The sequence below is a fragment of the Streptomyces sp. NPDC012794 genome (assembly GCF_042901085.1).
GTDB lineage: Bacteria > Actinomycetota > Actinomycetes > Streptomycetales > Streptomycetaceae > Streptomyces.
The window spans coordinates 1-25,491 of the sequence record NZ_JBIBCI010000021.1 but is presented as its reverse complement, the minus strand read 5'-3'; the positions used below and the strand labels follow the sequence as shown (position 1 = coordinate 25,491).

Annotated in this window: 23 protein-coding genes and 1 pseudogene; all 24 read right to left on the bottom strand. The window is 71.5% G+C overall.

Going from position 1 to position 25,491, the window contains the following annotated elements; translation table 11 throughout:
• Positions 1 to 199: 199 nt before the first annotated feature.
• Positions 200 to 4,048: an amino acid adenylation domain-containing protein gene (locus tag ACFY7H_RS29020; protein ID WP_388943897.1), complete on the bottom strand. Its 3,849-nt coding sequence runs from the start codon at positions 4,046 to 4,048 to the stop codon at positions 200 to 202.
• Between the two features lie 311 nt (positions 4,049 to 4,359).
• Positions 4,360 to 5,301 carry a ribose-phosphate diphosphokinase gene (locus tag ACFY7H_RS29015; protein ID WP_388944078.1) on the bottom strand — a complete coding sequence of 314 codons (942 nt, stop codon included), beginning with the start codon at positions 5,299 to 5,301 and terminating at the stop codon, positions 4,360 to 4,362.
• Between the two features lie 11 nt (positions 5,302 to 5,312).
• Positions 5,313 to 6,392: an alkene reductase gene (locus tag ACFY7H_RS29010; RefSeq protein ID WP_388943894.1), complete on the bottom strand. Its 1,080-nt coding sequence runs from the start codon at positions 6,390 to 6,392 to the stop codon at positions 5,313 to 5,315.
• 54 nt (positions 6,393 to 6,446) lie between these two features.
• Positions 6,447 to 7,391: a pseudouridine-5'-phosphate glycosidase gene (locus ACFY7H_RS29005; protein WP_388943893.1), complete on the bottom strand. Its 945-nt coding sequence runs from the start codon at positions 7,389 to 7,391 to the stop codon at positions 6,447 to 6,449.
• Positions 7,392 to 7,402: 11 nt separating this feature from the next.
• Positions 7,403 to 7,636 (bottom strand): tautomerase family protein, encoded by a 234-nt coding sequence (locus ACFY7H_RS29000; RefSeq protein ID WP_388943890.1) that lies wholly within the window; start codon positions 7,634 to 7,636, stop codon positions 7,403 to 7,405.
• A 144-nt stretch (positions 7,637 to 7,780) separates the two neighbouring features.
• Entirely contained in the window at positions 7,781 to 8,698 is a 918-nt protein-coding gene (locus ACFY7H_RS28995; RefSeq protein WP_388943886.1) for an EamA family transporter, read from the bottom strand.
• Positions 8,698 to 9,363, bottom strand: coding sequence for a uracil phosphoribosyltransferase (gene upp, locus ACFY7H_RS28990; RefSeq protein WP_388943883.1), 666 nt, complete (start codon positions 9,361 to 9,363; stop codon positions 8,698 to 8,700). Before upp ends, ACFY7H_RS28995 begins: the two co-directional genes overlap by 1 nt.
• 95 nt (positions 9,364 to 9,458) lie before the next feature.
• A complete protein-coding gene (locus ACFY7H_RS28985) occupies positions 9,459 to 10,148 on the bottom strand; it encodes a phosphoribosylanthranilate isomerase (RefSeq protein WP_388943880.1) in 690 nt (229 codons plus the stop codon).
• 142 nt (positions 10,149 to 10,290) lie between these two features.
• Positions 10,291 to 11,229: an alpha/beta hydrolase gene (locus tag ACFY7H_RS28980; protein WP_388943877.1), complete on the bottom strand. Its 939-nt coding sequence runs from the start codon at positions 11,227 to 11,229 to the stop codon at positions 10,291 to 10,293.
• A 28-nt stretch (positions 11,230 to 11,257) separates the two neighbouring features.
• On the bottom strand, positions 11,258 to 11,428 hold the full coding sequence (locus ACFY7H_RS28975) for a hypothetical protein (RefSeq protein ID WP_388943874.1): 171 nt from the start codon (positions 11,426 to 11,428) through the stop codon (positions 11,258 to 11,260).
• Positions 11,429 to 11,435: 7 nt separating this feature from the next.
• The gene (locus ACFY7H_RS28970; RefSeq protein WP_388943871.1) at positions 11,436 to 11,933 is read right to left on the bottom strand and encodes a nuclear transport factor 2 family protein; all 498 of its coding nucleotides are present in this window, start codon (positions 11,931 to 11,933) and stop codon (positions 11,436 to 11,438) included.
• A 70-nt stretch (positions 11,934 to 12,003) separates the two neighbouring features.
• The gene (locus ACFY7H_RS28965) at positions 12,004 to 12,972 is read right to left on the bottom strand and encodes a Gfo/Idh/MocA family protein (RefSeq protein ID WP_388943868.1); all 969 of its coding nucleotides are present in this window, start codon (positions 12,970 to 12,972) and stop codon (positions 12,004 to 12,006) included.
• Positions 12,972 to 14,381, bottom strand: a complete 1,410-nt coding sequence (locus ACFY7H_RS28960; RefSeq protein ID WP_388943866.1) for an NDP-hexose 2,3-dehydratase family protein — start codon at positions 14,379 to 14,381, stop codon at positions 12,972 to 12,974. The genes ACFY7H_RS28965 and ACFY7H_RS28960 overlap by 1 nt, the downstream gene beginning before the upstream one ends.
• A complete protein-coding gene (gene rfbH / locus ACFY7H_RS28955) occupies positions 14,378 to 15,682 on the bottom strand; it encodes a lipopolysaccharide biosynthesis protein RfbH (RefSeq protein WP_388943864.1) in 1,305 nt (434 codons plus the stop codon). Before rfbH ends, ACFY7H_RS28960 begins: the two co-directional genes overlap by 4 nt.
• A complete protein-coding gene (rfbB, locus tag ACFY7H_RS28950) occupies positions 15,679 to 16,689 on the bottom strand; it encodes a dTDP-glucose 4,6-dehydratase (protein ID WP_388943862.1) in 1,011 nt (336 codons plus the stop codon). The genes rfbH and rfbB overlap by 4 nt, the downstream gene beginning before the upstream one ends.
• A gap of 101 nt (positions 16,690 to 16,790) precedes the next feature.
• Entirely contained in the window at positions 16,791 to 17,027 is a 237-nt protein-coding gene (locus ACFY7H_RS28945; RefSeq protein ID WP_388943859.1) for an acyl-CoA carboxylase subunit epsilon, read from the bottom strand.
• Positions 17,028 to 17,062: 35 nt separating this feature from the next.
• Entirely contained in the window at positions 17,063 to 18,625 is a 1,563-nt protein-coding gene (locus ACFY7H_RS28940) for an acyl-CoA carboxylase subunit beta (protein ID WP_388943857.1), read from the bottom strand.
• A 30-nt stretch (positions 18,626 to 18,655) separates the two neighbouring features.
• Complete coding sequence (locus ACFY7H_RS28935) at positions 18,656 to 19,603, bottom strand: ACP S-malonyltransferase (RefSeq protein ID WP_388943854.1); 948 nt, start codon at positions 19,601 to 19,603, stop codon at positions 18,656 to 18,658.
• Positions 19,604 to 19,625: 22 nt separating this feature from the next.
• Positions 19,626 to 20,453, bottom strand: coding sequence for a 4'-phosphopantetheinyl transferase family protein (locus tag ACFY7H_RS28930; RefSeq protein WP_388943851.1), 828 nt, complete (start codon positions 20,451 to 20,453; stop codon positions 19,626 to 19,628).
• A complete protein-coding gene (locus ACFY7H_RS28925; RefSeq protein WP_388943847.1) occupies positions 20,450 to 20,812 on the bottom strand; it encodes an acyl carrier protein in 363 nt (120 codons plus the stop codon). Before ACFY7H_RS28925 ends, ACFY7H_RS28930 begins: the two co-directional genes overlap by 4 nt.
• A gap of 84 nt (positions 20,813 to 20,896) precedes the next feature.
• Entirely contained in the window at positions 20,897 to 21,481 is a 585-nt protein-coding gene (locus ACFY7H_RS28920; protein WP_388943844.1) for an NADPH-dependent FMN reductase, read from the bottom strand.
• 11 nt (positions 21,482 to 21,492) lie between these two features.
• Positions 21,493 to 22,893, bottom strand: a complete 1,401-nt coding sequence (locus tag ACFY7H_RS28915; RefSeq protein ID WP_388943842.1) for an MFS transporter — start codon at positions 22,891 to 22,893, stop codon at positions 21,493 to 21,495.
• Between the two features lie 157 nt (positions 22,894 to 23,050).
• Positions 23,051 to 25,372, bottom strand: coding sequence for an SDR family oxidoreductase (locus ACFY7H_RS28910; protein WP_388943839.1), 2,322 nt, complete (start codon positions 25,370 to 25,372; stop codon positions 23,051 to 23,053).
• A gap of 2 nt (positions 25,373 to 25,374) precedes the next feature.
• Positions 25,375 to 25,491: pseudogene (locus ACFY7H_RS28905) on the bottom strand (cyclase); the annotation flags it as partial.

The following is a 25,491-nucleotide window of genomic DNA, read 5'->3' as shown; positions in this document are numbered from 1 at the left end:
AGAAGTCTCTTCCAGGTCTCCGACGCACGTCAACCAACCGAATGTCAGGGCGCCGTCAACTTGCGTCAGAATTGCGCCGCATTTCCCCGGATTCGCGGAACCTGAGCCAGGAAAGCAAAAAAGGCGGCCGCCCTGCCGGAGAAATCCGGCAGGGCGGCCGCCTTTGTGCGGACTACCTGTTTTCCGAAATTACCTGTTCCTACTCGCCGAGCAGGTACCGGATGTGCTTGACCAGCTCGCCGATGTCCTCGCGCAGCAGGCTGTAGTGGTCGGCGTCGAGGTCGATGACCGTCGGCGGCTCGGCCGAGTAGCCGCTGCTGTTCTCGAGGAACGAGTAGTCGTCGCCCTCGGCCTTGAAGATGCTGATCGGCGCCTGGAGGGTGCGCTCGGCCAGCTCGCGGAACGAGTACTCGAATTCGTAGGTCTGGCCCACGACCGAGATGATCCGCTTGGCGAGGTCGACGTCGATGCCCTTGAGCTCGCTGATGAACTCGGCGAAGGACGCCTCGTCCGTCACGGTCTCCAGGCACTTCTCCAGGTCCGGGCCGGAGATGGTGCCGGTGAACACCGAGAAGAGGATCGTCGTGTAGGCGCGGTTGGCGAAGGACGCCTCGCGGCCCCACACCTTGCCGTTCTCGGCGCGCACCTTCGGCGAGCCCGGGGCGATCAGGAAGAGGTTGTCGACCTTCTCGCCCGCCTGCTCCAGCTGGTAGGCCGTCTCGAACGCCACGCGGGCGCCGAAGGAGTAGCCCCACAGGGTGTAGGGGCCGGTCGGCTGGAGCTCCTTGATGGCCTCGATGTCCGCCTTGGCCATCTCGACGATGGTCTCGTACGGGGTCTCGCCCTCGTTGATGCCGTACGACTGGACGCCGTAGAACGAGCGGCCGAGACCGATCTCGCCGGCCAGGGTGCGCAGGTTCATCGGGTAGCCGCCCAGGCCCGGCCAGCACAGCACCGGCTTCTGCTTGCCGGTCTCCGCGTGCAGGCGCACCAGGCGCGAGGACTCCTGGGCGACCTCGCGCTCGAGGCGGCGGGCGAGCTTCTCGACCGTCGGGGACTCCAGGACGGTCTGCAGCGGCAGGGAGACGCCCAGCCGCGAGTTGAGCTCGCGGACCAGGCCGACGGCGATCAGCGAGTTGCCGCCCGACTCGAAGAAGTCGTCCTGGACCGAGACGCTCTCGCGGCGCAGGGCCTTGCCCCAGATCTCCGCGATCTCCTTCTCGGTCTCGGTGCGCGGGGCGACGAAGGGACGCTCCACCAGCTCGGCGTTGACCTGGTCGGAGACGGCCAGCGCCTTCACGTCGATCTTGCCGTTGGCCGACAGCGGCAGCCGCTCGAAGACCACGACCCGGTTGGGGATCATGTAGTCGGGGAGGAAGCTGACGAGGTCGTCGCGGATCAGCTCCGCCGGACCGCGCATGTGGACGCTGTCCTCGCGCATGCCCTCGTGGCCGAGCTGCTCGTCGCTGACGCGGCCGCCGACGAAGAAGTACATCGGACCGCCCTCGACGCCGTTCTCGGCGAGGACGGCGTCCATGCGGCGGGAGGCCGGCAGCGGGTTGCCCGTCTTGGAGCTGTAACCGGAGGACATGAAGCCCAGGTTCAGCCCGTTCATCATCAGGTGCTGGAGCTTCTTGCCGAGGGTGATGTAGTGCAGCCACTCCTCGGGCGCCCGGCTGTAGACGCTGATGCCGAAGCTGGCGGCCTGGTACACCGACTGGTTGATCGCGATGACGTGCTTCTTGAGGACGATGTCGTCGGAGAAACGATTCAGCGCACCGTTCTCGTAGCGGTACTGGCCCTCGGGCAGGCCGGCGACCTTGCCGCCGTGCGTCTGGACGTAGACCTCGGCGTGGTCCTCGCGCTCGCCCGCGTTCGGGACGAGCTCGAAGGTACCCAGGTAGTAGTCCTCGTCGGCGACGTCGAGCAGCTCGCGGACGGCCGGCTCGTAGGCGCGGTCCTGGATGTCCAGGCCGTAGGCCGGCAGGACCTGCTCGAAGAGGCCGACGATGTGGCCGGTCTCGATCTCCAGGACTTCCTGGATGTTGTTCTTGTAGACCGGCTCGATGCCGCTCTTCTTGCCGATGAAGTGGATGTGCGCGGTCGGCTTGCCGGTGGCGGCCTTCTCGCTGATCAGCACGAGCTGGTGACGGACCGGCTGGTAGTAGTAGTAGCCCGGCTGCAGCCCGCCGACGCCCTCCAGCTCGAAGTACATCTGCGTCGCGTACAGCGCGCCCGGGGAGGCGTAGCCGTACTTCGGGAGCAGCCGCTCCTCGCTGACGTACTGGCCGAACCAGCGCAGGATCTGGCCCAGTTCGGCCGGCGCCAGGTCGGCCGCCTTGCGGGAGTAGGCCGCGGTGACCTTGGCGCCGAGCAGCTTCAGCAGGTCGTCCTGGGTGACGGCGCCGCCCTCGTAGAAGCGGTACGTCTTGCGGGCGAAGACCCGGGCGCGCTGCTCGGGGGTGGGCGCGGAGCCCTCCAGGTCGAAGGCCTGGCGGGCGGCCAGCTCGGCGTCGTCGCGCAGGCCCGGGTTGGACAGCTGCGCCTTGACCTGGAGCTTGCTCTTCTTCGACGCGTGGTGGGAGCCGTGGTTGCCCTGGTCCATCAGGGCGGCTTCCTTCTCGCTCAGCTCGACGCAGGCGATCAGGTTCTGGAAGCCGGTGCGGCCGTCGTTCTTGACGATGACGGCGGCGTTGCGGACCCAGTCGTGGTTCTCGATCGCCAGGGAGATCTCGTCCAGCTCGACGCGGTAGCCGCGCAGCTTGACCTGGTTGTCGGCGCGGCCGGCGAACTGCACGGTGCCGTCCGGGTTCCACTGGCCCAGGTCGCCCGTCTTGTACAGGCGGGTGGGCGCGGCGCCCTCCTCGAGCTGGATCTCGAGGAAGCGCTCGGCGGTCAGGTCGGGGCGGTGCAGGTAGCCGCGCGCCAGCTGGATGCCGCCGATGTACAGCTCGCCGATCTCCCCGACGCCGACCGGCTTCAGGGTCTCCTTGTCGAGGATGTGGTACGTGGTGCCGTGCACCGGGCGGCCGATGGAGATGGACTGCGGTCCCTCTTCCAGGTCGGCGGGGTCCACCACGAAGGAGGAGGAGTTGATGGTGGTCTCGGTCGGGCCGTAGACGTTGATCAGCGCCCGGCCCGGCATCTCCTGCGTGGTCTGGATCGCCAGCAGGCGGGAGAGGGCCTCGCCACCGCTGAAGATCTGCTGGAGGGAGACGCACTCGCCGAACTTCTCGGTGTCGAGCAGGCCCTGGAGCAGCGTCGGGACGCACTGGAGGGTGGTCACGCCGTGCTTGACGATGGTCTCGATGAGGCCCTCGGGGTCGGCGTAGACGCCCGGGGCGCCCATGACGACGGTGGCACCGTTGGCCGGGGAGAGGATCTCCCACTGGGCGGCGTCGAAGCTCATCGGGGTCTTCTGCAGGACGACCTTGCTGCGGTCGATCGCGTAGGTTTCGCGCAGCCAGCCGAGCTGGCTGACGATGCTGCCGTGCTCGATCATCACGCCCTTCGGCTTGCCCGTGCTGCCGGAGGTGTAGATGACGTACGCGAGGGAGTCGGGCCGGGCGCCCTCGGCGGCCGGGAGCTCGTGGCCTTCCGGGAGGACGAACGCCTCGGACTCGCGCAGGGTGACGACCCGGACGTCCTGCGGGGCCAGCTCGCGCAGGCGGGACACCAGGCGCTGCTGCGCCAGGATGATCTTCGCCTGGCTGTTCTCGATCATGTAGCGAAGCCGGTCCTCGGGGTACTCCGGGGAGAGCGGCAGGTAGGCGGCTCCGGCGCCGAGGATGCCCCACGCACCCACCATCAGGTCGATGGAAGGCTCGACGAAGAGGCCGACGCAGTCGTCGGTGGAAACACCGAGGTGTCTCAGGTACTCGGCCAGGGCCGAGCTCCGGGAAGCCAGCTCACGGAAGGTGAGCTTCTCCTCCCGGTAGGCGACGGCGACCGCGTCGGGGTGCTCGGCCACGCGCTCCGCGAGCAGGCCGGGCAAGGTGTTGGTGCCGCGCAGGGTGGGCTCGAGCACGCTGGTCTCCTGAAGAGTCATTTCCCGCTTCCTTAAGTTCCGTTTGTGAAGCAGCGGGTGCGTCGGCCGCCCCCGCAGGCCGGGCTCCGCGAGGCAGCGAGCCCGGTGGGCGACGCCTCACCGCCAACGTGGGGGCGGTGTCCGCGCGGGGCGGACACCGCGGAAGCGGTGCGGCGTCAGTGGCCGAGACGACTGCTCGGCCGGATGAAACCGAAGAACTGAGGGGCGCAAGGGCAAAGCCTCACCACCCGGAAAGACCGGAACGGCGCGGTGCGTGCGGCCGCCTCCCCCTACGGACGGACGGGCCCTCCCCGGGCCGCCCGTCCGGGCGATCACCGGCTCCGCAGGAGCCGGGTTACTGACCCGTTGTCGAACACCTCCCTGGTGGCACCCGCGATGAGCGGGGCGATGGAAAGGACGGTCACCTTGTCGATGCCGAGTGCTGCGGGCACCGGAAGGGTGTCGGTGAAGACGAACTCGCTGACGCGCGAGTTCTTCAGGCGGTCCGCGGCGGGGCCCGAGAGCACCCCGTGCGTGGCCGCCACGATGACGTCCCGGGCACCCTGCGCGAACAGGGCGTCGGCGGCGGCGCAGATCGTGCCGCCGGTGTCGATCATGTCGTCGACCAGGACGCAGACGCGGTCGCGGACCTCGCCGACCACCTCGTGGGCCGTGACCTGGTGGGCCACGTCCTTGTCGCGCCGCTTGTGGACGATGGCCAGCGGAGCGCCGAGGCGGTCGCACCAGCCGTCGGCCACGCGCACGCGGCCGGCGTCGGGCGAGACGACGGTGAGGTCGTCCCGGTCCACCCTGGAGCCGATGTGGTCCGCGAGGACCGGCATGGCGAACAGGTGGTCCACCGGACCGTCGAAGAAGCCCTGGATCTGGTCGGCGTGCAGGTCGACCGTCAGGATCCGGTCCGCGCCGGAAGTCTTGAGCAGGTCCGCCACCAGGCGGGCCGAGATGGGTTCCCGGCCGCTGTGCTTGCGGTCCTGGCGGGCGTACCCGTAGAACGGCAGGATCACCGTGATGCTGCGGGCCGAGGCCCGCTTCAACGCGTCGACCATGATGAGCTGTTCCATGATGGACTTGTTGATCGGGGCCGTGTGGCTCTGGATCACGAAGCAGTCCGCGCCGCGCACGGAGGCGTGGTAGCGGATGTAGATCTCGCCGTTGGCGAAGTCGACCGCCTTCGTCGGGACCAGGGTCGTGCCCAGCTCGGCCGCGATGGCCTCGGCCAGCTCGGGGTGTGCGCGCCCCGAGAAGAGCAGCATCTGTCGGGAGCTCACGCGGCGCCGGCCCCTTCGAGCGTCGGGTAGTCGGTGTAGCCGGTGTGGTCGCCGCCGTAGAACGTGCTCTGGTCGGCCTCGGCCAGCGGGGCGCCGGTGCGGATGCGCTCGGGCAGGTCCGGGTTGGCGATGAAGGACGCGCCGAAGGCGACGGCGTCGGCCAGGCCGGCCTCCACGGCCTCGGTGGCGGTCCGGGCGTTGACGACGCCGTTCTCCGGGTGGGGGCACAGGATGACCGCGCCGCTCCACCGCGGGCGCAGGGCCGCGATGTGATCGCGGTTGCCGAGCTCGAGGACGTGCAGGAAGGCGAGGGGCGGCAGGGCCGCGAGGAGCGCCTCGTAGACGGCGTGGGTGTCGCCCTCCACGATGTCGTTGAACGGGTTCGAGGGCGAGATGCGCACGCCGACGCGGTCGGCGCCGATGCGCTCGCAGACCGCCTCGATCACCTCGACCGGGAAGCGGACGCGGTTCTCGACGGAGCCGCCGTACTCGTCGGTGCGCTGGTTGGTGTTCTCCGCCAGGAACTGGTGGAGCAGGAACCCGTTGCCCGCGTGGACCTCGACCCCGTCGAAGCCCGCCTCGATCGCGAGCTCGGCGGAGTCCGCGAACTCCTCGACGATCCCGGCGATTTCCCCGGCCGTCAGGGCGTGCGGTTCCAGGTAGTCAAGCGGACCCTCGGGGCCGTAGGCCTGGCCGGCCGCGGTGACGGCGGACGGGGCGACCGACCGGTGGCCGCTCGGGTACAGCGAGGGGTGGCCGATGCGGCCGCAGTGCATGAGCTGCGCGGCGATCAGACCGCCGCGGGCGTGCACGGCTTCGGTGACCGGCTTCCAGGAATCGGCCTGCTCACGGGTGTGCAGACCCGGGCTGTTGCCGAAGCCCTGACCGGTGACCGACGGCTGGACGCCCTCGGTGATGATCAGGCCGGCCCCCGCACGCTGACCGTAGTAGGTGGCCATCAGTTCGGTGGCCAGACCCTCGCCGGTGGCCCGGTTGCGGGACATGGGCGCCATGACCACTCGGTTGCTCAGGGCCAGCTTCCCCAGATTGACCGGCTCGAACAGCTTCTCGGACATGTGTGTGTCTCTCCAGACTGAGGTCAACGTGGTGCGGGGGCGGTTCGTGTGCGCTCAGCGGCCCGCGAGCTCCGCGAGGTGGGCGGAGTGCGCGACGGCCAGGCGGCCGGCGGCCTCGGCGCAGGAGGCGAGGACGGCCATGTTGGCCTTGGCGGAGCGGCCGTCCGTGGCGGCGTCGACCGCCCGCATCAGGTACTTGGTGATGGCCTGGCCCGAAACGCCGTCCCGGGTGGCCTCGGCGACGGCGGCGCGGATGGCCGTGTCCACCTCGGCGGAGTCGATGGCGTCCTCCTCCCTGACCGGGGTGGTGATCAGGAAGGAGCTGTTGTTGCCGAGGGCCCAGTGGGCCTCGATCGCACGGGCGATGACCTGCTCGTCGTCCAGGCGGTGGGGGGCCTTGTGGCCGCTCGTACGGCAGTAGAACGCGGGGAAGTCGTCCGAGCGGTAGGCGACGACGGGGACGCACTGCGTCTCCAGGTACTCCAGGGTCAGGCCCAGGTCCAGGATCATCTTGGCGCCCGCGCAGACGACGGCGACCTTGGAGCGGGTGAACTGGATCAGGTCCGATGACACGTCCCAGGTCTCCTGGGCGCCCCGGTGCACGCCGCCGATGCCGGCGGACGAGAAGAACGGGATCCCCGCGAGCTCGGCCGCCACGACCGAGGAGGCCACGGTGGTGGCTCCCGGGCCGCCCTGCGCCAGGACGACGGGCAGGTCCCGGCTGGACACCTTGGGGATGCCCGGCAGGGAGGCGAAGCGCTCGATGTCGGCGTCCGACATGCCGACGCGGATCTCGCCGGCCTCGATGCAGATCGTCGCCGGCACGGCGCCCCCGGACCGTACGGCGTCCTCCACCTTGCGGGCGGTGGCGGCGTTGTCCGGGTAGGGCAGGCCGTGGGTGATGACGTTGCTCTCGAGGGCGACGACGGCCTTGCCCTCGTGGAGGGCCTCTCGGACCTCCTCGGTGTAGACGACGGGGATGCCGCTGCTCGCGCTCATCGGGATGTCTCTCAACTCTCGTTCCAGTAGCCGGGCCGCTTGACCAGGAGGTCGCGGCGGGCCGCTATCTCGGTGAGGACCTGGGCGTCCCAGTCCTCGGGTGCCACCGGCTCCAGGGAGATGGAGACGGTGTCCTCGCCGGTGGCGAAGGTCCGTGTCACGGCGGCGGTCACCGCCTCGTCGATCGCCCTCAGCTGTTCGGCCGTGAAGTCCCTCGGGTAGTGCCTGATGTGGATGTGGGGCACGGACTCGGTCCTTCCACGGTCTGGGTGTCTGGGGGGTGGGTGGCACACCGCGGACGGGGGAGGCCGCGGTGTGCCACCACCGCTCCCCACCCTGCTCCCGGGGGGCAGGGCCGGGCGGGGAGTCGTGGGCGGGGATCCGTCGCGTTACGTTCTGACGGATTCCCGCGAGGTCTGTCGGGCCGGCTCCGGCCCGGGCTCCTTCTTGCCCGTCTTCGGCTGGGCGAGGACCACCGACGCGACCACCGTCAGCGCTCCGACGATCTGGAGCGGTGAGAGCGCCTGGTCGAGGACGAAGTAGCCGAGGAGGGTGGCCGTCAGGGGCGAGGCGAAGCTCAGGAAGGACACCGCCAGGGCGGGCAGCCGCTGCACACCGCGGAACCAGATCGCGTAGGCGACCAAGGCCCCGATGATGCCCAGATAGGCGAAGCCCCAGAGGTTCTCGGCGGTGATCTCGGCGGGCAGGCCCTCGCCGATCAGCGCGACCGGCAGCAGGACCAGGCCGCCGACGGTGAGCTGCCAGCCCGTGAAGGGCAGCAGGCCCACCCCTTCGGGCCGTCCCCAGCGCTTGGTCAGCACGATGCCGGAGGCCATGCTGAGCGCGCCCAGCAGACCCGCGACGACACCGGTGGCGTTGAGCCCGGCGTTCGGCTGGATGACGAGCAGCGCCACACCGGCCGTGCCCAGGGCGCAGGCGGCCAGGTGGATCCGCCTGATCTTCTCCTTGAGCAGCACGGCGCCGAGCAACAGCACGATCATCGGCTGGATCGCCATCACCAGCGCCGCGACACCGCCCGGCAGGTTGTAGGCGGCCACGAAGAGCAGGTAGAAGAAGGCGCCGATGTTCAGCACGCCCAGCACCAGGGCGCGCCACCACCAGATGCCCTTCGGCAGCGTCCGGCCGATGGCCACCAGGATGAGGCCGGCGGGCAGGGCACGGAGCAGCGAGGCGAGCAGGGGCCTGCCCTCGGGCAGTAACTCCGTGGTCACCAGGTAGGTGGACCCCCAGACCGCCGGGGCGAGCGCGGTGAGCGCGGAGTCCGCGAGCGTTCGGCTGCTTCTCATCAGGCCGCTGCCGAGTCGGTCGTGCCGAAGTAGCGGTCCCCGAAGTCGCCGATGCCCGGGATCATGAACGCGTTCTCGTTGAGGCGTTCCTCGATCGACGAGGTGACGATCGTGACGGCCGGGTGCTTGGCGTGGACCGCCGCGATGCCCTCGGGCGCCGCGAGGAGGTTGACGAAGACGATGCGCTCCTCGCGCACGCCGGCCTCCAGGAGGACGTCGATGGCCGCGTTGGCGCTGCCGCCGGTGGCGAGCATCGGCTCCAGGGCGAGGATGTGCCGGTCGGCGATGTCCTCGGGGAAGTTCTTGTAGTAGAGGTGCGGGAGCTTGGTGACCTTGTTCCGCTGGATGAGCACCTTGCCGACGGTGATGTCGGGGATGACCTGGCGCAGCTCGTCGAGCATCGAGTCACCGGCCCGGATCACGGGTACGGCACACAGTTTGGTGCCGAACTTGAGTCCGTCGTACGTCTCCCCGACCGGCGTGACGGCATCGTGCTGGTCGAACGGCAGCCGGTCGAGCGCCGATTCGATCAGGAGGCGGATGATGCGCCTGGAGTAGAACACGAAGTCCGCGCGGGACGCACTGCGGTCACGGATGATCGTGTGCATGGCCCGGAGCTGGTTGGTCTGCGGCAGCGGGTGGACGTTGTGGTGGCCGGTCGCCATGGGAAACCTGTTCCTGGTCGGTCGTGGAGACGGGCTGCGGCCGAGCCGGGGCCCAGGGGGCCCGGATACCGCAACCGTGTGGTCGGGTGCCGAGGTCAGGAGCCTGCGATCTCGGCGAAGGCCTTGCGCGACTCCGCCACGAACTTCGCCACCTTCGCCCGGTCCTTGCGCCCGTCAGAACCTTCGAGGCCGGTGTGGGCGTCGACGGCGGCGGGCTTGACGAAGCGGATCGCGTCGGCGACGTTGTCCGCGTTCAGGCCGCCGGCCATCATGAGGGGCTTCGGCGAACGGCGCACGAGTTCGGCGCTGACGTTCCAGTCGTGGGTGAGACCGGTGGCGCCCTTGGCGCCGGTCGCCGGGTCGAAGGTGTCGGTGATGAACATGTCCACCACCTCCGCGACCTCGTCGACGAGCTGGAGGAGCTCCTCGGCGTTGTCCTCCTTCACGACCAGGCTCTTGAGCACGTACAGGTCCGGACGGTTGGCCTTCAGCTTGCGCAGCTGCTCCGGCTCGACGTCGCCGTGGAGCTGGACGGCCTTGACGCCGAGCTGCGTGGTGAACGCGCTGATCTCGTCGGCGTCCGTCATGTAGCTGATCAGGACGCCTTCCTGAGGTGCGGTCAGGCCCGCGATGATCTCCGTGGCCGCGGCCTCGGAGATGTCGTCCTTGCCCGACGGAAGGCGGAGCGGGAAGCCGAACCAGTCGCAGCCTTCCTCGGCCAGGAGCTTGGCCTCCTCGGCGTCGATGATGCCGGCGACCTGCACCAGGTCCTTCACGTCACTCATGCGCGTTCCTTTTGTGGGATGAGGCAGATGATCAGAAACCCGCCGGGAACCGTGCGGAGGTGTCCCGTATGAAAGGTTTCGCCGGTCATCTCTGGATGCTCATCAAAAGGCTCGTAGGTCGCGGTCCGTGGGTCAACGGGCCCTATGTCACGTATGCGTCAACCTTCTGCAGATCCCGGTCAGGCGGCGTCACGGCCCGGCCAATCGTCACGCCACGGGCGAGCAGGCATTCCTCCAGGTGGGACAGGACCCTCAGGTGGTAGGAGCGGGCGGCCCAGCCCAGACTGATGTTGTGCCCAGCATGGGCCTGCCGGGCCACCTCTGGGGAGGCCGCCATCAGCGGAGTCAGCAGTTCCTCCAGGGCCTCCCCGTCATGTCTCCACCACAGTTCCTGTTCGGCGAACGTGAAGCGCACGGGCACCCTCACCCCGGCCGCCACGGCGGGGTACATTTCCGGCCACTCCAGCGTCTCCCGAGCCTCCCGGGCGGGGACCGGCCGCAGCAGCCGCTGCCCGAGCCGGAAGGCGTCCGGCGGGTAGAACCGCAGCGCCCCCCAGTGCCGGCGCCATTCGCCCGGCAGGTCCGCTCCCGGCAGGCGCCAGGGCTCTACGGCGAAGCGCCGGCCGATGCCGGAGACGTCCACGCCGAACGGGGCGATGTCGCCCGCCGCGGCGGCCGCGGCCGACAGCGCGAGCCGACCGCCGTTCGAGTGGGCCACCAGGAAGCAGCCCGCGCCCAGCTCGTGCCGGCGGGCGAAGCCCTCCAGAGCGGCGAGCAGGGTCGCGGTCTGCCCGGCGAGGTCCTGTCCCTCGGGCAGGACGGCAGCCGAGGCCCCGTACCCGGGCCGGTCCAGGGCAAGTACGGCGTAGCCCAGCGAGGCGCCCAGCTCCAGCAGCGAGAGCCCGGGCCGGGCCCGGCTGTCGAAGTAGCCGGCGCTCATCCCCGCGCCGTGCAGGGCCACCACGAGGGCCCGGGGCGCCGGCTGCGCGGGCAGGGCGAGCAGCCCGGAGAGCGGAATCCCGTCCGCGTCGAGGATGACGGGGCGGACGGGAGGCGGGCCGGGGGACGGTGAGGAGGGCATGCGGGTTCTCTCCTGGGTAGGGACGGGCTCAGCGGCCGTGGCGCGCGGCCCGTCTCCGGGCGACGGCGAGGGCCCAGACGGCCCGGCGGCGCAGCAGCGTGGCCAGGGGCGGGGCGGGGAGCCGCAGCGACTCGTGTGCGTGTGCGCGTACGGGGTCCCGCGCGGGGACCCAGTAGCCGGCGATCTGAACGGCGTTCACCGGGTGCTCACAGCTGGACTCCGGTGAGCTCGGGCAGGCGGACCCCTGAGTCCCATACGACGTGGAACGCGACGTGGTTCAGCCGCCAGCCGGCCTCCGTGCGTACGGCGCCGGCCTCTGAGTAGCCGCCGACGTCGAAGCGGGCCTCGGGGCCGTCCGCCCCGTGGTGGACGTGGGTGGTGAGCTGCTGGGCCCGTAGGGTGGCCCGGTCGCCGTCGAGGACCACGGAGTGGTTGGTGCTCAGGTGGTGCGTACGTGCCCACCGCTGCCGGGCCTCACGCTGGAAGGCGGCGAAGGCCTCGATGCCCGTGCACACGCCGATCGGGAAGGCGAAGGTCGCGTCCTCGGTGAAGAGCGCGGCGAAGGCGGTCTCGTCGTCGCCGGTTCCGTCGTGGGTGTCGAGGGCCGTGATGTAGCGGTCGAAGAGTTCGCGTAGTTCGGCACGGTCGCGCAAGACCTGGATCTGGTCGCGCAGGGCCGCGATGTCGTCATGGGTCGAAGGCATGGCCTCTCCAGATGGCGGACTTCATGGGCGTGGGGCGCCGGGCGGACCCGGCGCCCCACCGCTGGTGCGTTCAGAGCACGCGGGCGCCGCCGCGGACCGCCTCCACCAGCTCCGCCTGGCGCAGGGCCGGGCCGTCCGGGGCTGCCGTGCCCGTGCGGACGGCGGCGGTGAACGCGGTGACGGCGGCCAGCACCTGGTCGTCGGGGGCGAGGACGATCTCCTCGGCGCCGGTGCGGCGTTCGAGCCGGACCAGGGGCGGGTGGCCGGCGGGCGGGGTGAAGGCCCGGTCGACGGTGATGCGCCCTTCGCTCCCGGTGATCTCGTAGGCGGACCGGTAGCCGTGGTCCAGGCCGAAGGCGAGCTGCGCGCAGACCCCCTCGGGGGTGCGCAGCAGCGCCGTCCCTCCGGTGTCGACGCCGCGGCCGGGGCCGCCCCGGACCAGTACGGCGGCCTCGGCCTCGAGGCGGTCCCCGAGGAAGTGCAGGGCCGCGCGGACGGGGTAGACGCCGGTGTCCCACAGGGCGCCGCCGCCGAGCGCGGCGTCATAGCGGATGTCGGAGTCGGGCAGCCGGGGGATGGAGAACTCCGCCCGGAAGGAGCGCGGTTCACCGATCGCCCCGTCGGCCACGAGCGCCCGTACCGCGGCGTGCTGGGAGTGGTGGACGAACATGACGTTCTCCCTCAGCACCCGCCCGGTCCCCTCGGCCAGGGCCATGAGCCGCCGTGTGGAGGCGAGGTCGGTGGTGAGGGGCTTCTCGGCGAGGACGTGCTTGCCCGCGCGCAGCGCCGCCTCCACCCATTCGGCGTGCAGGGCGGCCGGGAGCGGGACGTACACGGCGTCGATGTCGTCCCGCTCCAGCAGGGCCGCGTAGCCGGTGACGGCCTCGCAGCCGGACTCCGCGGCCGTGGCGCCGGCTTTGGCGGCGTCGCGGCTGGCGACCGCGACGAGCCGGGCTCCCGGGGCCGCGCGCAGAGCGGGCAGCATCCGGCGGCGGGCGATGTCGGCGCAGCCGAGCACGCCGATACGGACGGGGTCCATCAGAGGCGCACCGCTCCCGAGGTCAGGCAGGAGAGCAGTGTGCGCGCCTGCACGTTGAGGTAGTGGTTGTGGCGCAGCAGGGCGGTGAGCTGACCGGTGGTGGCCCACAGGTAGCCCGGCGGCGCCTCGAGCGGGGCCTGGTCCTCGTCGGTGTCGACGAACAGGTAGCGGCTCTCGGCGTTCAGGAACCGGCCGCCCTCCTCGGAGTGCAGGGCCTCGTAGCGGATCCGTGCCGGGTCGGCGCCGAGGACCAGGTCGAGGAAGCGGGGCCGCTCGGCCGGCGGCAGGTGCGCGTAGTTCGAGGGGGTGTACTGCACCGTGGGCCCGAGCTCCACCGTGTCGAGGAAGCCGCCCTCGACACGGGCGTGGACAAGCAGGTGCGGAACTCCGCCGATCCTGCGCGTCAGGAACGCGGTGACGCCCTCGCCCTTCGGTTCGAACAGGGGCTGCGTCCAGCTGGCGACCTCACGGCTGCCCGCGTGCACGCCGACCGCGACGACGCCGAAGTAGCGTCCCTCTTCGTGGTCGATGGAGTGCTCGCCCCGCACCCAGCCGGGCAGGCCGGCGAGCGGGACGCGTTCGGCGCTGACGTCGTGCCGGGCGCGCTCGGTGGTGAACCAGGACCGCAGCGCGGTGTCGGAGTGGAGGCTGACGCCCTCGGCGTCGGGGAAGGGGGCGCAGGCCAGCACGGTCCGCGCGTCCATGTTGATGACGTTGTCCTGGAGCAGCAGCTCACCGATCTGGCCGAGGGTGAGCCAGCGGAAGTCGTCGTGCTCCGGTACGTCTCCGATGGCCTCGACCAGCATGTTGCGGTTGCTCTTGCGGAAGAACCACGAGCCGTGCTCGGACTGGAGGACGTCGGCGAGGACCCGGCCGCGGCGGGGATCGGTGAAGTACTCGACGTAGCGCACGTCGGCGCCCTTGTGGGCCTTGGTGTAGTTGCTGCGGGTGGCCTGCACCGTCGGCGACACCTGGAGCAGGTTGCGGTTGCCGGGCTCCATCTTGGCCTGCATCAGGAAGTGCAGGACGCCGTCGAACTCCTTGACCAGGATGCCGAGGATGCCGACCTCGGGCTGGCGGATGATCGGCTGGTGCCACCGCTGCTCCCGGCCGTCGGTGGAGGTGGCCACCCGCAGGCCCTCGACGGTGAAGAACTTCCCGCTGCGGTGCCCCAGGTTGCCCGTCCGCGGGTCGAAGGACCAGCCGTCCAGCTCCGTGAAGGGGATGCGGTCCACCCGGAAGCGGTGTGCCCGGCGGCGTTCCTCCAGCCAGGAGTGGACGTCCGCGGTGTCGCGCACCAGGCCGGTGCGGGCGGCGGCCGACCGGGTGAAGCGGGAGGGGAGTTCCGCGTCGCGCCGGGGCCGCAGCGCGGGTGCGACGGGGGCGGGGGAGACGGTGGGAGCCGTCACGAGCGGCCTCCCACGAACTCCTTGACGGACGCGATGACGTAGTCGAGCATCTCGTCGGTGAGCGCCGGGTACACCCCGATCCAGAAGGTCTGGTCGGTGATGATGTCGCTGTTGGTGAGGTCGCCGACGATGCGGTGCGGCTGGTCGATGTACGCCGGGTGGCGGGTCAGGTTCCCGGCGAACAGCCGCCGCGTGCCGATCTTGCGGTCCTCCAGGAAGTCCACGAGGGCGGCCCGGGTGTAGGGCGCCTCGGGGTCCACGGTGATCGCGAACCCGAACCAGCTCGGGTCGCTGCGCGGGGTGGCCTCCGGCAGGATCAGGTGCGGTACGCCCTCGAGGCCGTCGCGCAGCCGGCGCCAGTTGCGGCGGCGGGCGTCGCAGAAGTCGTCGAGCTTGTCGAGCTGGGTGAGGCCCAGGGCCGCCTGGATGTCGGTCGCCTTCAGGTTGTAGCCCACGTGGGAGAAGATGTACTTGTGGTCGTAGCCCTCGGGGAGGGTGCCCATCTGGTACTTGAAGCGCTTGAGGCACTTGTTGGTCTCGCCCGGCTCGCACCAGCAGTCCCGGCCCCAGTCGCGCAGCGATTCCACGATCCTCGCGAGCGCCAGGTTGGAGGTCAGGACGCAGCCGCCCTCGCCCATGGTGAGGTGGTGGGCCGGGTAGAAGCTGACCGTGGTGATGTCGCCGAAGGTGCCCGTGAGCTGCCCGTCATAGGTGGAGCCGACGGCGTCGCAGTTGTCCTCGATCAGGAACAGGTCGTGCTCCTGCGCGAGCTGCGCGATCTCGGCGACCTCGAAGGGGTTGCCGAGGGCGTGGGCGATCATGATGGCGCGGGTCTTGGGGCCGATGGCGGCCGCCACCCGGTCGGCGGTGGTGTTGTAGGTGCCCAGCTCGACGTCGACGAAGACGGGCACGAGGCCGTTCTGGATGATCGGGTTGACGGTGGTGGGGAAGCCCGCCGCGACCGTGATGACCTCGTCGCCGCGCTGGAGGCGCCGGTCCTCCAGCAGGTGCGAGGTGAAGGCCGTCATGGCCAGCAGGTTCGCGGAGGAACCGGAGTTGGTCAGATGGGCCTTGCGGTGCCCCAGCTTGCGGGCGAACCGCGATTCGAACCTGCGCGAGCTGGGTCCGGCGGCGATCCGCATCTCCAGGGCCGCTTCGACCAGGGCGGCGCGGTCGCGCTCGTCGAGGACCGCGCCGGCCGGCCAGATCTCCGTGGTGCCTGGAACGAAGGGCCCGTCGTTCTGGGTGTCCTGGTGGAACTTCGCGGTCTCATCGAGGATGAGTCCCTTGTGGACGTTCATGACGGGATCCCTTCACGGCCCTCGGGGCCGGAGTTGTCGGTGCGGTGCTTGACGGACTTCCACCAGCCCGGATTGTCGCGGTACCAGGCGACGGTGTCGGCGAGGCCCTGCTCGAAGGGGACGCGCGGCGCGTACCCCAGCTCCTCGCGGATCTTGGTCTCGTCGAGGGCGTAGCGCAGGTCGTGGCCCTTGCGGTCGGCCACCCGGCGCACGGCGGAAGCGTCGGCGCCGCACAGGGCGAGCAGCCGCTCGGTGATGTGCAGGTTGGTCTGCTCGTTGCCGCCGCCGATGTTGTAGACCTCGCCGGCCCGGCCCCGGTCCAGGACCAGGGCGATGGCCCGGCAGTGGTCGTCGACGTGCAGCCACTCCCGGATGTTGCGCCCGTCGCCGTACAGCGGGACCTGCCGGCCCTCCAGCAGGTTGGTGACGAAGAGCGGGATCAGCTTCTCGGGGTGCTGGTAGGGCCCGTAGTTGTTGGAGCAGCGGGTGATGGAGACGTCGAGCCCGTGCGTGCGCCAGTAGGAGCGCGCGATGAGGTCGGAGGAGGCCTTGGACGCGGCGTACGGGGAGTTCGGCTGGAGCGGCCACTCCTCGGTCCAGGCGCCCTCGGCTATGGAGCCGTAGACCTCGTCGGTGGAGACGTGGACCACGCGCCCGACCCCGGTGGCCAGAGCGGCGTCCAGCAGGGTCTGGGTGCCGCCGACGTTGGTGCGGACGAACTCGGCCGCCGAGTGGACGGAGCGGTCGACGTGCGACTCGGCCGCGAAGTGCACCACCGCGTCGTGGCCGGGCAGCAGCTCGCGCAGCAGTGCCTCGTCGCAGATGTCGCCGTGGACGAAGTCCAGCCGGGGGTGGGCGGCCGGGAGGTTCTCCCGGTTGCCCGCGTAGGTGAGCTTGTCGAGGACGGTGACCCGGTCCTCCTCGTGGCCCGGGTATCCGCCGTCGAGGACGGTCCGGACGAAGTGCGAGCCGATGAAGCCGGCGCCGCCGGTGACCAGCAGCCTCATACCGCCTCCTCGAAGAGCGTCCGTCCGAGGACGAGGTCCGACATGTCGTTTCTCCTTGGAAAGAAGGAAAGAGGGTGGGAGGTGGAAGGAAGCGGACGCCGTCAGGCGGACCGCGCCTCGGCGGAGTTGTCGCGCCAGGTGCGCGGACCGAGGAAGCCGCGCACGCGCTCGGGACGGCGCCAGCCCGCGAGGACGGGCCCGCCGCCGGCCGTGCCGCCGTGCTCGCCCTCGTACGCCGCCGCCCGGGCGAGTACGACGGCGGTCAGCGCCGCCAGTTCCTCGGCGTCGGGCTTTCCCTTCACCACACGGATGAGGTGGCCGGACTCCGTGGTCTCCACAGGACTCTCCTCGTCTCGCGGTGTGCCGCCGGTGCTCACTGCGGCGGGTTCCCGTGCTTGCGGGCGGGCAGGTCGGCGTGCTTGGCGCGGAGCATGTCCAGGGAGCGGATCAGGACCGCACGGGTGTCACGGGGATCGATCACGTCGTCGATCAGGCCGCGCTCGGCCGCGTAGTAGGGGTGCATCAGTTCGTCCTTGTACTCCGCGATCCGCTGCGCCCGTACGGCCTCGGGGTCCTCGGCGGCGGCGATCTCGCGCCGGAAAACCACGTTGGCCGCCCCCTCGGCGCCCATGACGGCGATCTCGTTGGTGGGCCAGGCCAGCGCCAGGTCGGCGCCGATCGAACGGGAGTCCATGACGATGTACGCGCCGCCGTAGGCCTTGCGCAGCACCAGCGAGATGCGCGGCACGGTCGCGTTGCAGTACGCGTACAGCAGCTTGGCCCCGCGCCGGATGATGCCGTTGTGCTCCTGGTCCACGCCCGGCAGGAACCCGGGCACGTCGACCAGCGTGACCAGCGGGATGTTGAAGGCGTCGCAGAACTGGACGAACCGCGCGCCCTTCTCGGAGGCCTCGATGTCCAGGACGCCCGCCATGGCCGCCGGGTTGTTCGCGACGATGCCCACCACGTGCCCGTCGAGGCGGGCCAGGGAGCAGACGAGGTTGGGCGCCCAGGCCGGGTGCACCTCGAAGTGGTCCCCGTCGTCCACGACCTCCTCGATGACCTTGCGGATGTCGTACGCCTGCCCGGGCTGGAGGGGCACCAGGTCGAGCAGCGCCTCGTTGAGCCGGTCGGCCGGGTCGCCGGAGCGCTCCACGGGGGCCAGTTCCCGGTTGTTGGAGGGCAGCAGCGCCAGCAGGTAGCGGACCTCGGCGATGCAGGTCTCCTCGTCGTCGTACGCGAAGTGCGCGACGCCCGAGGTGGCGGAGTGGACGTCCGCGCCGCCCAGCCCGTTCTGGCTGATCTCCTCGCCGGTGACGGCCTTGACCACGTCGGGGCCGGTGATGAACATCTGCGAGGTCTCGCGGACCATGAAGACGAAGTCCGTCAGGGCCGGGGAGTACGCGGCTCCGCCGGCGCACGGGCCGAGCATCACCGAGATCTGCGGGATGACCCCCGAGGCCCTGGTGTTGCGCTGGAAGATGCCGCCGTAGCCGGCGAGGGCGGAGACGCCCTCCTGGATACGGGCGCCCGCGCCGTCGTTGAGGGAGACCAGCGGGGCGCCGGCCGCCTCGGCCATGTCCATCACCTTGTGGATCTTGCTGGCGTGGGCCTCGCCGAGCGCGCCGCCGAAGATGCGGAAGTCGTGCGCGTAGACGAAGACCGTGCGGCCCTCGACCGTGCCCCAGCCGGTGACGACACCGTCGCTGTGGGGCTTCTTCGCCTCCAGCCCGAAACCGGTCGCCCGGTGCCGGCGCAGGGGCTCCACCTCGGTGAAGGACCCCTTGTCCAGCAGGAGCGCGATCCGCTCGTGCGCGGTCAGTTTGCCCTTGGCGTGCTGGCGTTCGGTCGCGCCCTGGTCACCGTTGCGCGCGGACTCCTTGATCCCGTTGAGTTCGTCGATCCGGGACCGGATCGTGTCCTCCGCTCGGGGCATGTCGTGCACCCTTTCTGTGGGGGTCGATGGTCAGACTGCGGTGCCGGTGAAGGCGTTCACGGCCCCGGCCAGCCGGTCCGCGGTGTCCGTGGAGTGGACCCGGGCGCCCGGCAGGATCCGCCGGACCAGCCCGCCGAGCACCCGGCCCGGCCCCACCTCCACGAACCGGTCGGCGCCGGAGGCCGCGAGCGTCCCGACCGCCTCGGTCCACCGCACCGGGCTGGTGAGCTGGCCGCGCAGGGCGACGACGGCGTCGGCGGCCGACGTCACCCACCCGCCGGTGACGCCGGACACCAGCGGCACGGCCGGATCGCGGAACTCCGTCGCGATGAGCGTCTCGGTGAACTCCGCCTCGGCCTCGCCCAGCAGGCTGGAGTGGAACGGGCCGCCGGTGCGCAGCCACTCCACCCGGGCCCCGGCCGCCCGGGCGGCGTCGGCGGCGTGGGCCACCGCCCCGGCCTGGCCGGAGACCACGGTCTGACGGGGCTCGTTGTCCCCCGCCACCTCGACCACCTGGCCGGTGGCCGCCCGGGCCTCGGCGCACATCCGGGCCAGGTCGGTGCGGGCCAGGCCGATGACCGCCGCGGTGGCGCTGCCGATGCGGTCCCCGACCGTCGCGACGAGCTCGCTGCGGAGCCGGACCAGCCACAGCGCCTCGGTCCACTCCAGGACGCCCGCGGCCACCAGCGCCGCGTACTCGCCCAGGCTGTGCCCGGCCACGGCGTCCGGCCGCAGGCCCTCGCCGCGCAGCACCTCCAGTACGGCCAGGCTCGTCAGGAAGATCGCCGGCTGCGCCACCGCCGGGTCCTCCAGGTCCCGGGGGGACCCGTCCAGGCAGAGCCGGGTCAGCGGGAACCCGAGCAGGTCGTCGGCGGTGCGGTAGTAGGTGTCGGCGAGGTCGGGTCGCAGGGCGAGCAGCTCCCTGCCCATGCCGGCGCATTCGGAGCCCTGGCCGGGGAAGACGAAGGCGGTGGTCATCCGGTCACGTCCTTACTTGCGTTCAACTGGCGAGGACCGTGTGGTGCGGTCCGGGGGCGGCGGCGCCGCACACGGTGTTGCCCGCGGCCAGCCAGGTGTCGGGCACCCACCTGACGTCGACCACCTTGGGAGCCGGCCCCGCCACCGCCACCGCGGCGGCGTGCGTGGAGTCGGCCGGAACGCCGACCATGGTCCAGCCGTCCGGGTGGCGGCCGTGGTCGGTGCCGAGGTAGTCCTCGGCGGGCGATCGGCTCAACCCTGTACCGAGCCCCTTGAGAAACGCTTCCTTGCGCGTCCAGATCTGGCCGAACAGCTGCCGGCGCTCCTCGCCCTGCTCGGCCTCGGCTATCTCCAGCTGCTCGTCGGGGTGCAGCGCCTTGGAGCAGATGTCCACCGTCTCGGCGCCGGGGAGTTTCTCCACGTCAACGCCGAGCGGCGTGGTGCCGACGCCGACCATGGCCACGCCCCCGCTGTGCGAGAGGGAGTAGTGCAGCGGCGGGGGCGGCGGGGACAGGGCGGGACGGCCGTGCGGCTCGCCGCAGCCCGGGCAGGGCTCGCGCATGAAGCGGACGTCCTGGGGCAGGGTCGCCGTGTACCGTCCGAGCAGTCGGCGCACCGCCACGTGGGCGGCGGCGTACAGCAGGCCGTCGGACCGGCGGATGAAGGAGTCGGTGCGCTTGCGCTCCTGCTCGTCGAGTTCGCCGATCGCGAGCGCCTCGGCGTCCGCCCCGGTGGGACGGCGGATCAGCCAGAGGTCGACGCGGTCGGCGGAGAGGGTGAAGTCGGGCCGGTCGAGCCCCTGGTGGTTGACGACCGGGCGGACGGCCGGCAGGAGGGTCGTAGTGCTCATGCCGGCACCGCTGCCCCGTGCAGGTGGGCCTCGGGGCCGAACTGGCCGACGAGGCAGTCGATGAGTTCCTGGGCACTGTTGGCGAGCAGCAGCCGCTGGAGGTTCACCTCGACGCCCAGCGTGTTCTCCATCCGGTACTGGAGTTCGATGCCGGAGATCGAGCCGATCCCGAGGCAGCCCATGGGGCGGCCCGTGGTGTCGACCAGGTGCGGCTCGATGCCGAGGATCCGGCCGAGCTCCTCGCGCACGTACTGCTCGAGGATCCGGGTGCGCTCGCGCGGCCCGGCGGTCGCCAGGACGGCCATGTCGGGCGGGGTCATGTGGACCAGGCCGTTGTCTGTCTCGTACGTCTGTGACATGTGAAGTGTGTTCATGATGCTTTCCGGGTCGGGGCGGACGGGGCTTCCCCCGTCCGCCCGTGGTCGGGCATACGGGGCCGGGCGTCAGGCCTGGTAGGGGTTCTTTGCGCGGCCCTCGCGGAGGGTCGCGCCCCACCAGACGAGCTGGTCGAGCAGGACCTTGGCCGCGCTCTGCGGTCCCTCCGGCTCCTTGGGCTGCCCGTCCTCGCCGAACTGCTCCCACGCCGAGTGGAAGCTGATGCCGTCGCGGACGGTGACGGCGTGCAGCTCGGCGAAGACCGGGCGCAGGTGCTCGACCGCCCGCAGGCCGCCCGCCAGACCGCCGTAGGAGACGAAGCCGACCGGCTTGGCGCGCCACTGGGTGTAGTGCCAGTCGATGAGGTGCTTGAGGGAAGCCGGGAAGCTGTGGTTGTACTCCGGCGTCACGATCACGTACGCGTCGGCCTCTTCGAGGCGCGGCGAGATCGTGGCGAGCGCCTCGGCGGTCTCCGGGGAGGGGCTGTGGGACAGGGCGGCCGGCAGGTCGTGCTCCGTCAGGTCGATCACGTCGACGACGAGGTCGTCCCGCTGACGGGCCTGCTCGGCGAACCACTGGCCGGGCACCGGCCCGAAGCGGCCCTCGCGGACACTGCTGATGACGACGGCCAGCCGCAGGGGTTCCTTCGACATGGTGGGTCCTTTCATGAACGGGTTGTTGGTGAGGAAACGTGGGCGGAGCGGGTGAGGCCGCCGAGGGCGACGCACGCCCCGGCCGCTCCGACTGCGGTGACCAGCCAGAGCGCCGAAGCCCGGCCCACGGTGGAGAGCGCGGAGACGGACGCCGTGGTCAGCACGGCGCCTGCCTGCACGCAGGTCTGGTAGAGCCCTCCCGCCGCCCCCTGGAGCTCCGCCGGCACCGAGCCCGTCGCCTGGAGGTGGAGGGCGGTGAAGGCGAGGACGAAGGCGGCGCCGACGCACACCATGGCGGGCAGCAGACCGGCGGTGCCCGGCTCGGCGCCCGGCGCCCTCGGGTAGAGCGCGTAGCCGATCGGCGCGAGTACCGCTCCGGCGGCGACCGCTCGCGCCGGGCCCAGCCGGACGGCGATCCGGCCGGAGTACAGCGCGCTCAGCGCGAGCGGGACGGCGGCCGGCAGGAACGCGAGCGCCGTCTGCCAGGCGCTGCGGCCGGCCCCCTGCAGGTGCAGGGTGGCGATGAGGAGGAAGCCGACGTACGAGCCGTTGAGCGCGGCGGCGCCGAGCGCGGAGCGCAGCAGCGCCGTCTGCCGCAGCAGTTCGGGGGGCACCAGCGGTCGCGGCGACCGGCGTTCGGCCGTGACGAAGACGGCGCCGAGCAGCAGCGCCGCGGCGAGGGCGGCCGCCGCGAGGAGCCGCTCGCGGCCGGAGCCGGCGAGGTTCGCGAGCGCGTACGCGAGCAGCAGGAGGCCGCCGGTCAGGCTGAGGCCGCCCGTCGGCGCGTGCCAGTCGGGCGCGCGGGGCCGCGCGGCGGGCCGGTCGCGCGGTATCAGCCGCAGACCGGCCGCCAGGAGCAGCAGGGCCACGGGGGCCGGGAAGGCCAGGGTCCAGCGCCAGCTGATCCCGGTCAGCAGGCCCGACAACAGCAGCCCCGCGCAGAAACCGGCGGCTCCGAAGAAGGAGTAGAGGGACACGGCCCGGCGGCGGGCGGCGCCCTCCGGGACGGTCGAGGTGATGATGGCCAGTCCGGTGGGAGCGGTCAGCGCGACGCAGAAGCCCTTCACCACACGGGTGGCGGTCAGCAGGGCCGCGCTGTCCGTCAGGGCACCGGCCAGCGAGGCGGCGGCGAAGACGAACAGGGCGGCCAGGTAGACCCCGCGTCGGCCGAGCCGTTCGACCAGGCGGCCGCCCAGGAGCAGAAGCCCGCCGAAGCCGGCGGCGAAGCCGCTGACGGTCCACTGGAGCTGCGGGACGGAGAGCCCGAGGCCGGCGCCGACGGCCGGCAGCGCCACCAGGGTCGCGGACACCTCCAGCGCGTCGACCAGCATGTTCGCGGCGAGTACGGCCACCAGGGCCCATCGGGCGCCGGGCCGCTCGACGCCCGGCGGAGTTGTCGTCGAGGTCAACATGCGCGCGTTCCGCTCGGTGAGGAGGAGGGTGAGGGGCGGGGGGGGCCGGGGGGCGGGCCCCCCCCCCCCCCCCCCCCCCCCCCCCCCCCCGCCCCGTCGCCGGCGTGGCGTGGGTTGTGCCGGCGGTCCAGGGGGTTCCGGGCGGTTCGCGGACGGCTCAGCCGAGCAGCGTGCCGCCCGTGGCGTCGACGAAGGAGCCGGTGATCCAGCGGGCCTCGTCGGTGGCGAGGAAGGCCACCACGTCGGCGACGTCCTCGGGCTCGCCGATCCGGTTGAAGGCGGACAGCGACGCCATGTGTTCGACGGCCTCGGGGATGCCGAAGACCGGATTGTCGTTGCGGGTGATCCCGGGGGCCACCGAGTTGATGGTGATGCGCCGGGGTCCGAGCGCCTTCGCGAAGTGCAGCGCGAGCTGTTCGAGCGCGCCCTTGCTCATCGCGTACGCGATCTCGTCCGGGTTGGCGACGCGGGTCAGGCCGGAGGAGATGTTGATGATCCGGCCGCCGTCGGGCATGTTCCGCAGTGCCCGCTGGATCAGGAAGAACGGTGCCTTCGCGTTGACCGCGAAGATCCGGTCGAACTGCTCCGGGGTGACCTCGTCCGCCCCGACGCCGCCCATCACTCCGGCGTTGTTGACCAGGATGTTCAGGTCGGTGCTGCCGGTGCGTTCCAGCAGGTCGGCCTCCAGCGCGGTGAAGAGGGTGTCCACGTCGCCCTGGACGCCGAGTTCGGTGCGCACCGCGAAGGCGCGGCCGCCGTCCCTCTCGACCGAGGCGACGACCTCGCGGGCGGCCGCCTCGTCCCGGGTGTAGTGGACGGCGACGAGCGCGCCCTCCTCCGCCAGGCGCAGCGCGGCCGCGCGGCCCATGCCCCGGCTCGACCCGGTGACCAGGGCGGTCCTTCCCAGGAGCCTGTCCATACCGTTCCTCCGGTCCCTCGGTGCCGGTACCGACCGCAACGCCCTCACCCGGCCGCGCGGAGCGGCCTGCTCCGGGGTGCCGGACGACAACGGACCGAACCACCGCTCCAGGGCGGCCGTGATGTCACCGTCCGGCGCGTCGCCCGACCAGACGACGTGACCGTCCGGCCGGACCAGCAGGGCCGTGGTTCCCACTCCGGACGCCGGGTCCGCCGCGGCGGCGGTGGCGACACGCACCCGGTCCGTCCACGGCCCGGCGGCGGTGCGCAGCTCCCTGCCCCGGTCCTCGTCACCGGGCGCGAGGAGCAGCAGGCCGCGGCCCCGGCGCAGCAGTTCGAAGGTCGTGGCCGGGCCCTCGTCGCCCACCGCGTCGGCCTGCGGGATCCGCATGCCGAGCAGCGGGGTGCCGCCCGCGTCCGCCGGGTAGCGGACGTCCAGGCCCGAGATCATCCCGGCCAGGTGGGCGCGTACGTCCTCGTGGCCGGTCAGTTCCGCGAAGACCTCGCGGACCGCGTCGACCTCGGGGCCGCCGAGCAGCAGCAGCGCCTGTGTCCTGATGTTGCTCTGGACGGCCTGCCCGACAGCGTGCCGTTCCTCGTGGTAGCTCTCGAGCAGTTCTTCGCGGCCGTGCCCGGCCACCGCGGCCCCCAGTTTCCAGCCGAGGTTGAAGGCGTCCTGGAGGCCGAGGTTCAGGGCCTGGCCGCCGATCGGCATCTGCTGGTGCGCCGCGTCTCCCGCGAGCAGGAGCCGGCCCCGGCGGTAGCTCGTGGCCTGCCGGGACGCGTCCCCGAAGGAGTTCACCCAGAGCGGGGTTCCGCCGCTGATGTCCTCGCCCGTGATGCGCTTCCAGGTGTCGGCGACCTCTTCGAAGGAGGGCTGGCCCCGGCGGGGTTCCGCGCCGAATTCGTGCACCATCACCCGGGTCACGCCGTCGGGCCGCCGGGCGGAGACGACGAGGCCTCCCTCCAGCCGCTCGAAGCGGCGGTTGGGGATGTCGATGCCCGTCACGTCCGCCCGGAGCAGTTCGCGCCCGGCGTCGTTGCCCGGGAACGCGAAGCCGCCCAGCCGGCGTACGGCGCTGTTCTCGCCGTCGCAGCCGACGGCGTACGCGGCCCGGACGGTCGTGGCCGTCCCGTCCGGGCCGCGCACCTCGGCGGTGACCAGGTCCCCGGCGACGGTGATCCCGGTCAGTTCGTGGCCGCGCCTGATTTCCGCGCCCAGGTCCGCGGCCCACTCGCCGAGCACTTCCTCCAGGCGGGTCTGCGCGACCTTCCACTGGCCCGGGTAGGGGCCGGGGAGGCCCAGGCCGAAGGGGATCCCCCCGAAGTGGCCGGCCGCGTCGTTCGGGATGTCGCCCAGTCCGTCGAGCAGTCCCCGGGTCGCGAGGATCTCCATGGTCCGGGAGTGCAGGGTGGAAGCACGTGATTCGGTGGTCGGCGCGGTGAGCTTGTCGAGGACCACCACGTCCGCCCCCGCCAGCCGCAGTTCCCCGGCGAGCAGCAGCCCGACGGGGCCCGCGCCGACCACGATCACCTGGGTTTCGGTGTAGTCCCCAGCCATGATCAGTCCTTGTTCCGGGTGCGTTCGGCGTAGTTCTTGGCGTGGTTGAGGGTGGCGCGGCTGTTGGTGCTCAGCGCGGTGTGGACGTATTCCTTGGCGTCCTCGACCGTGGCTTGCTC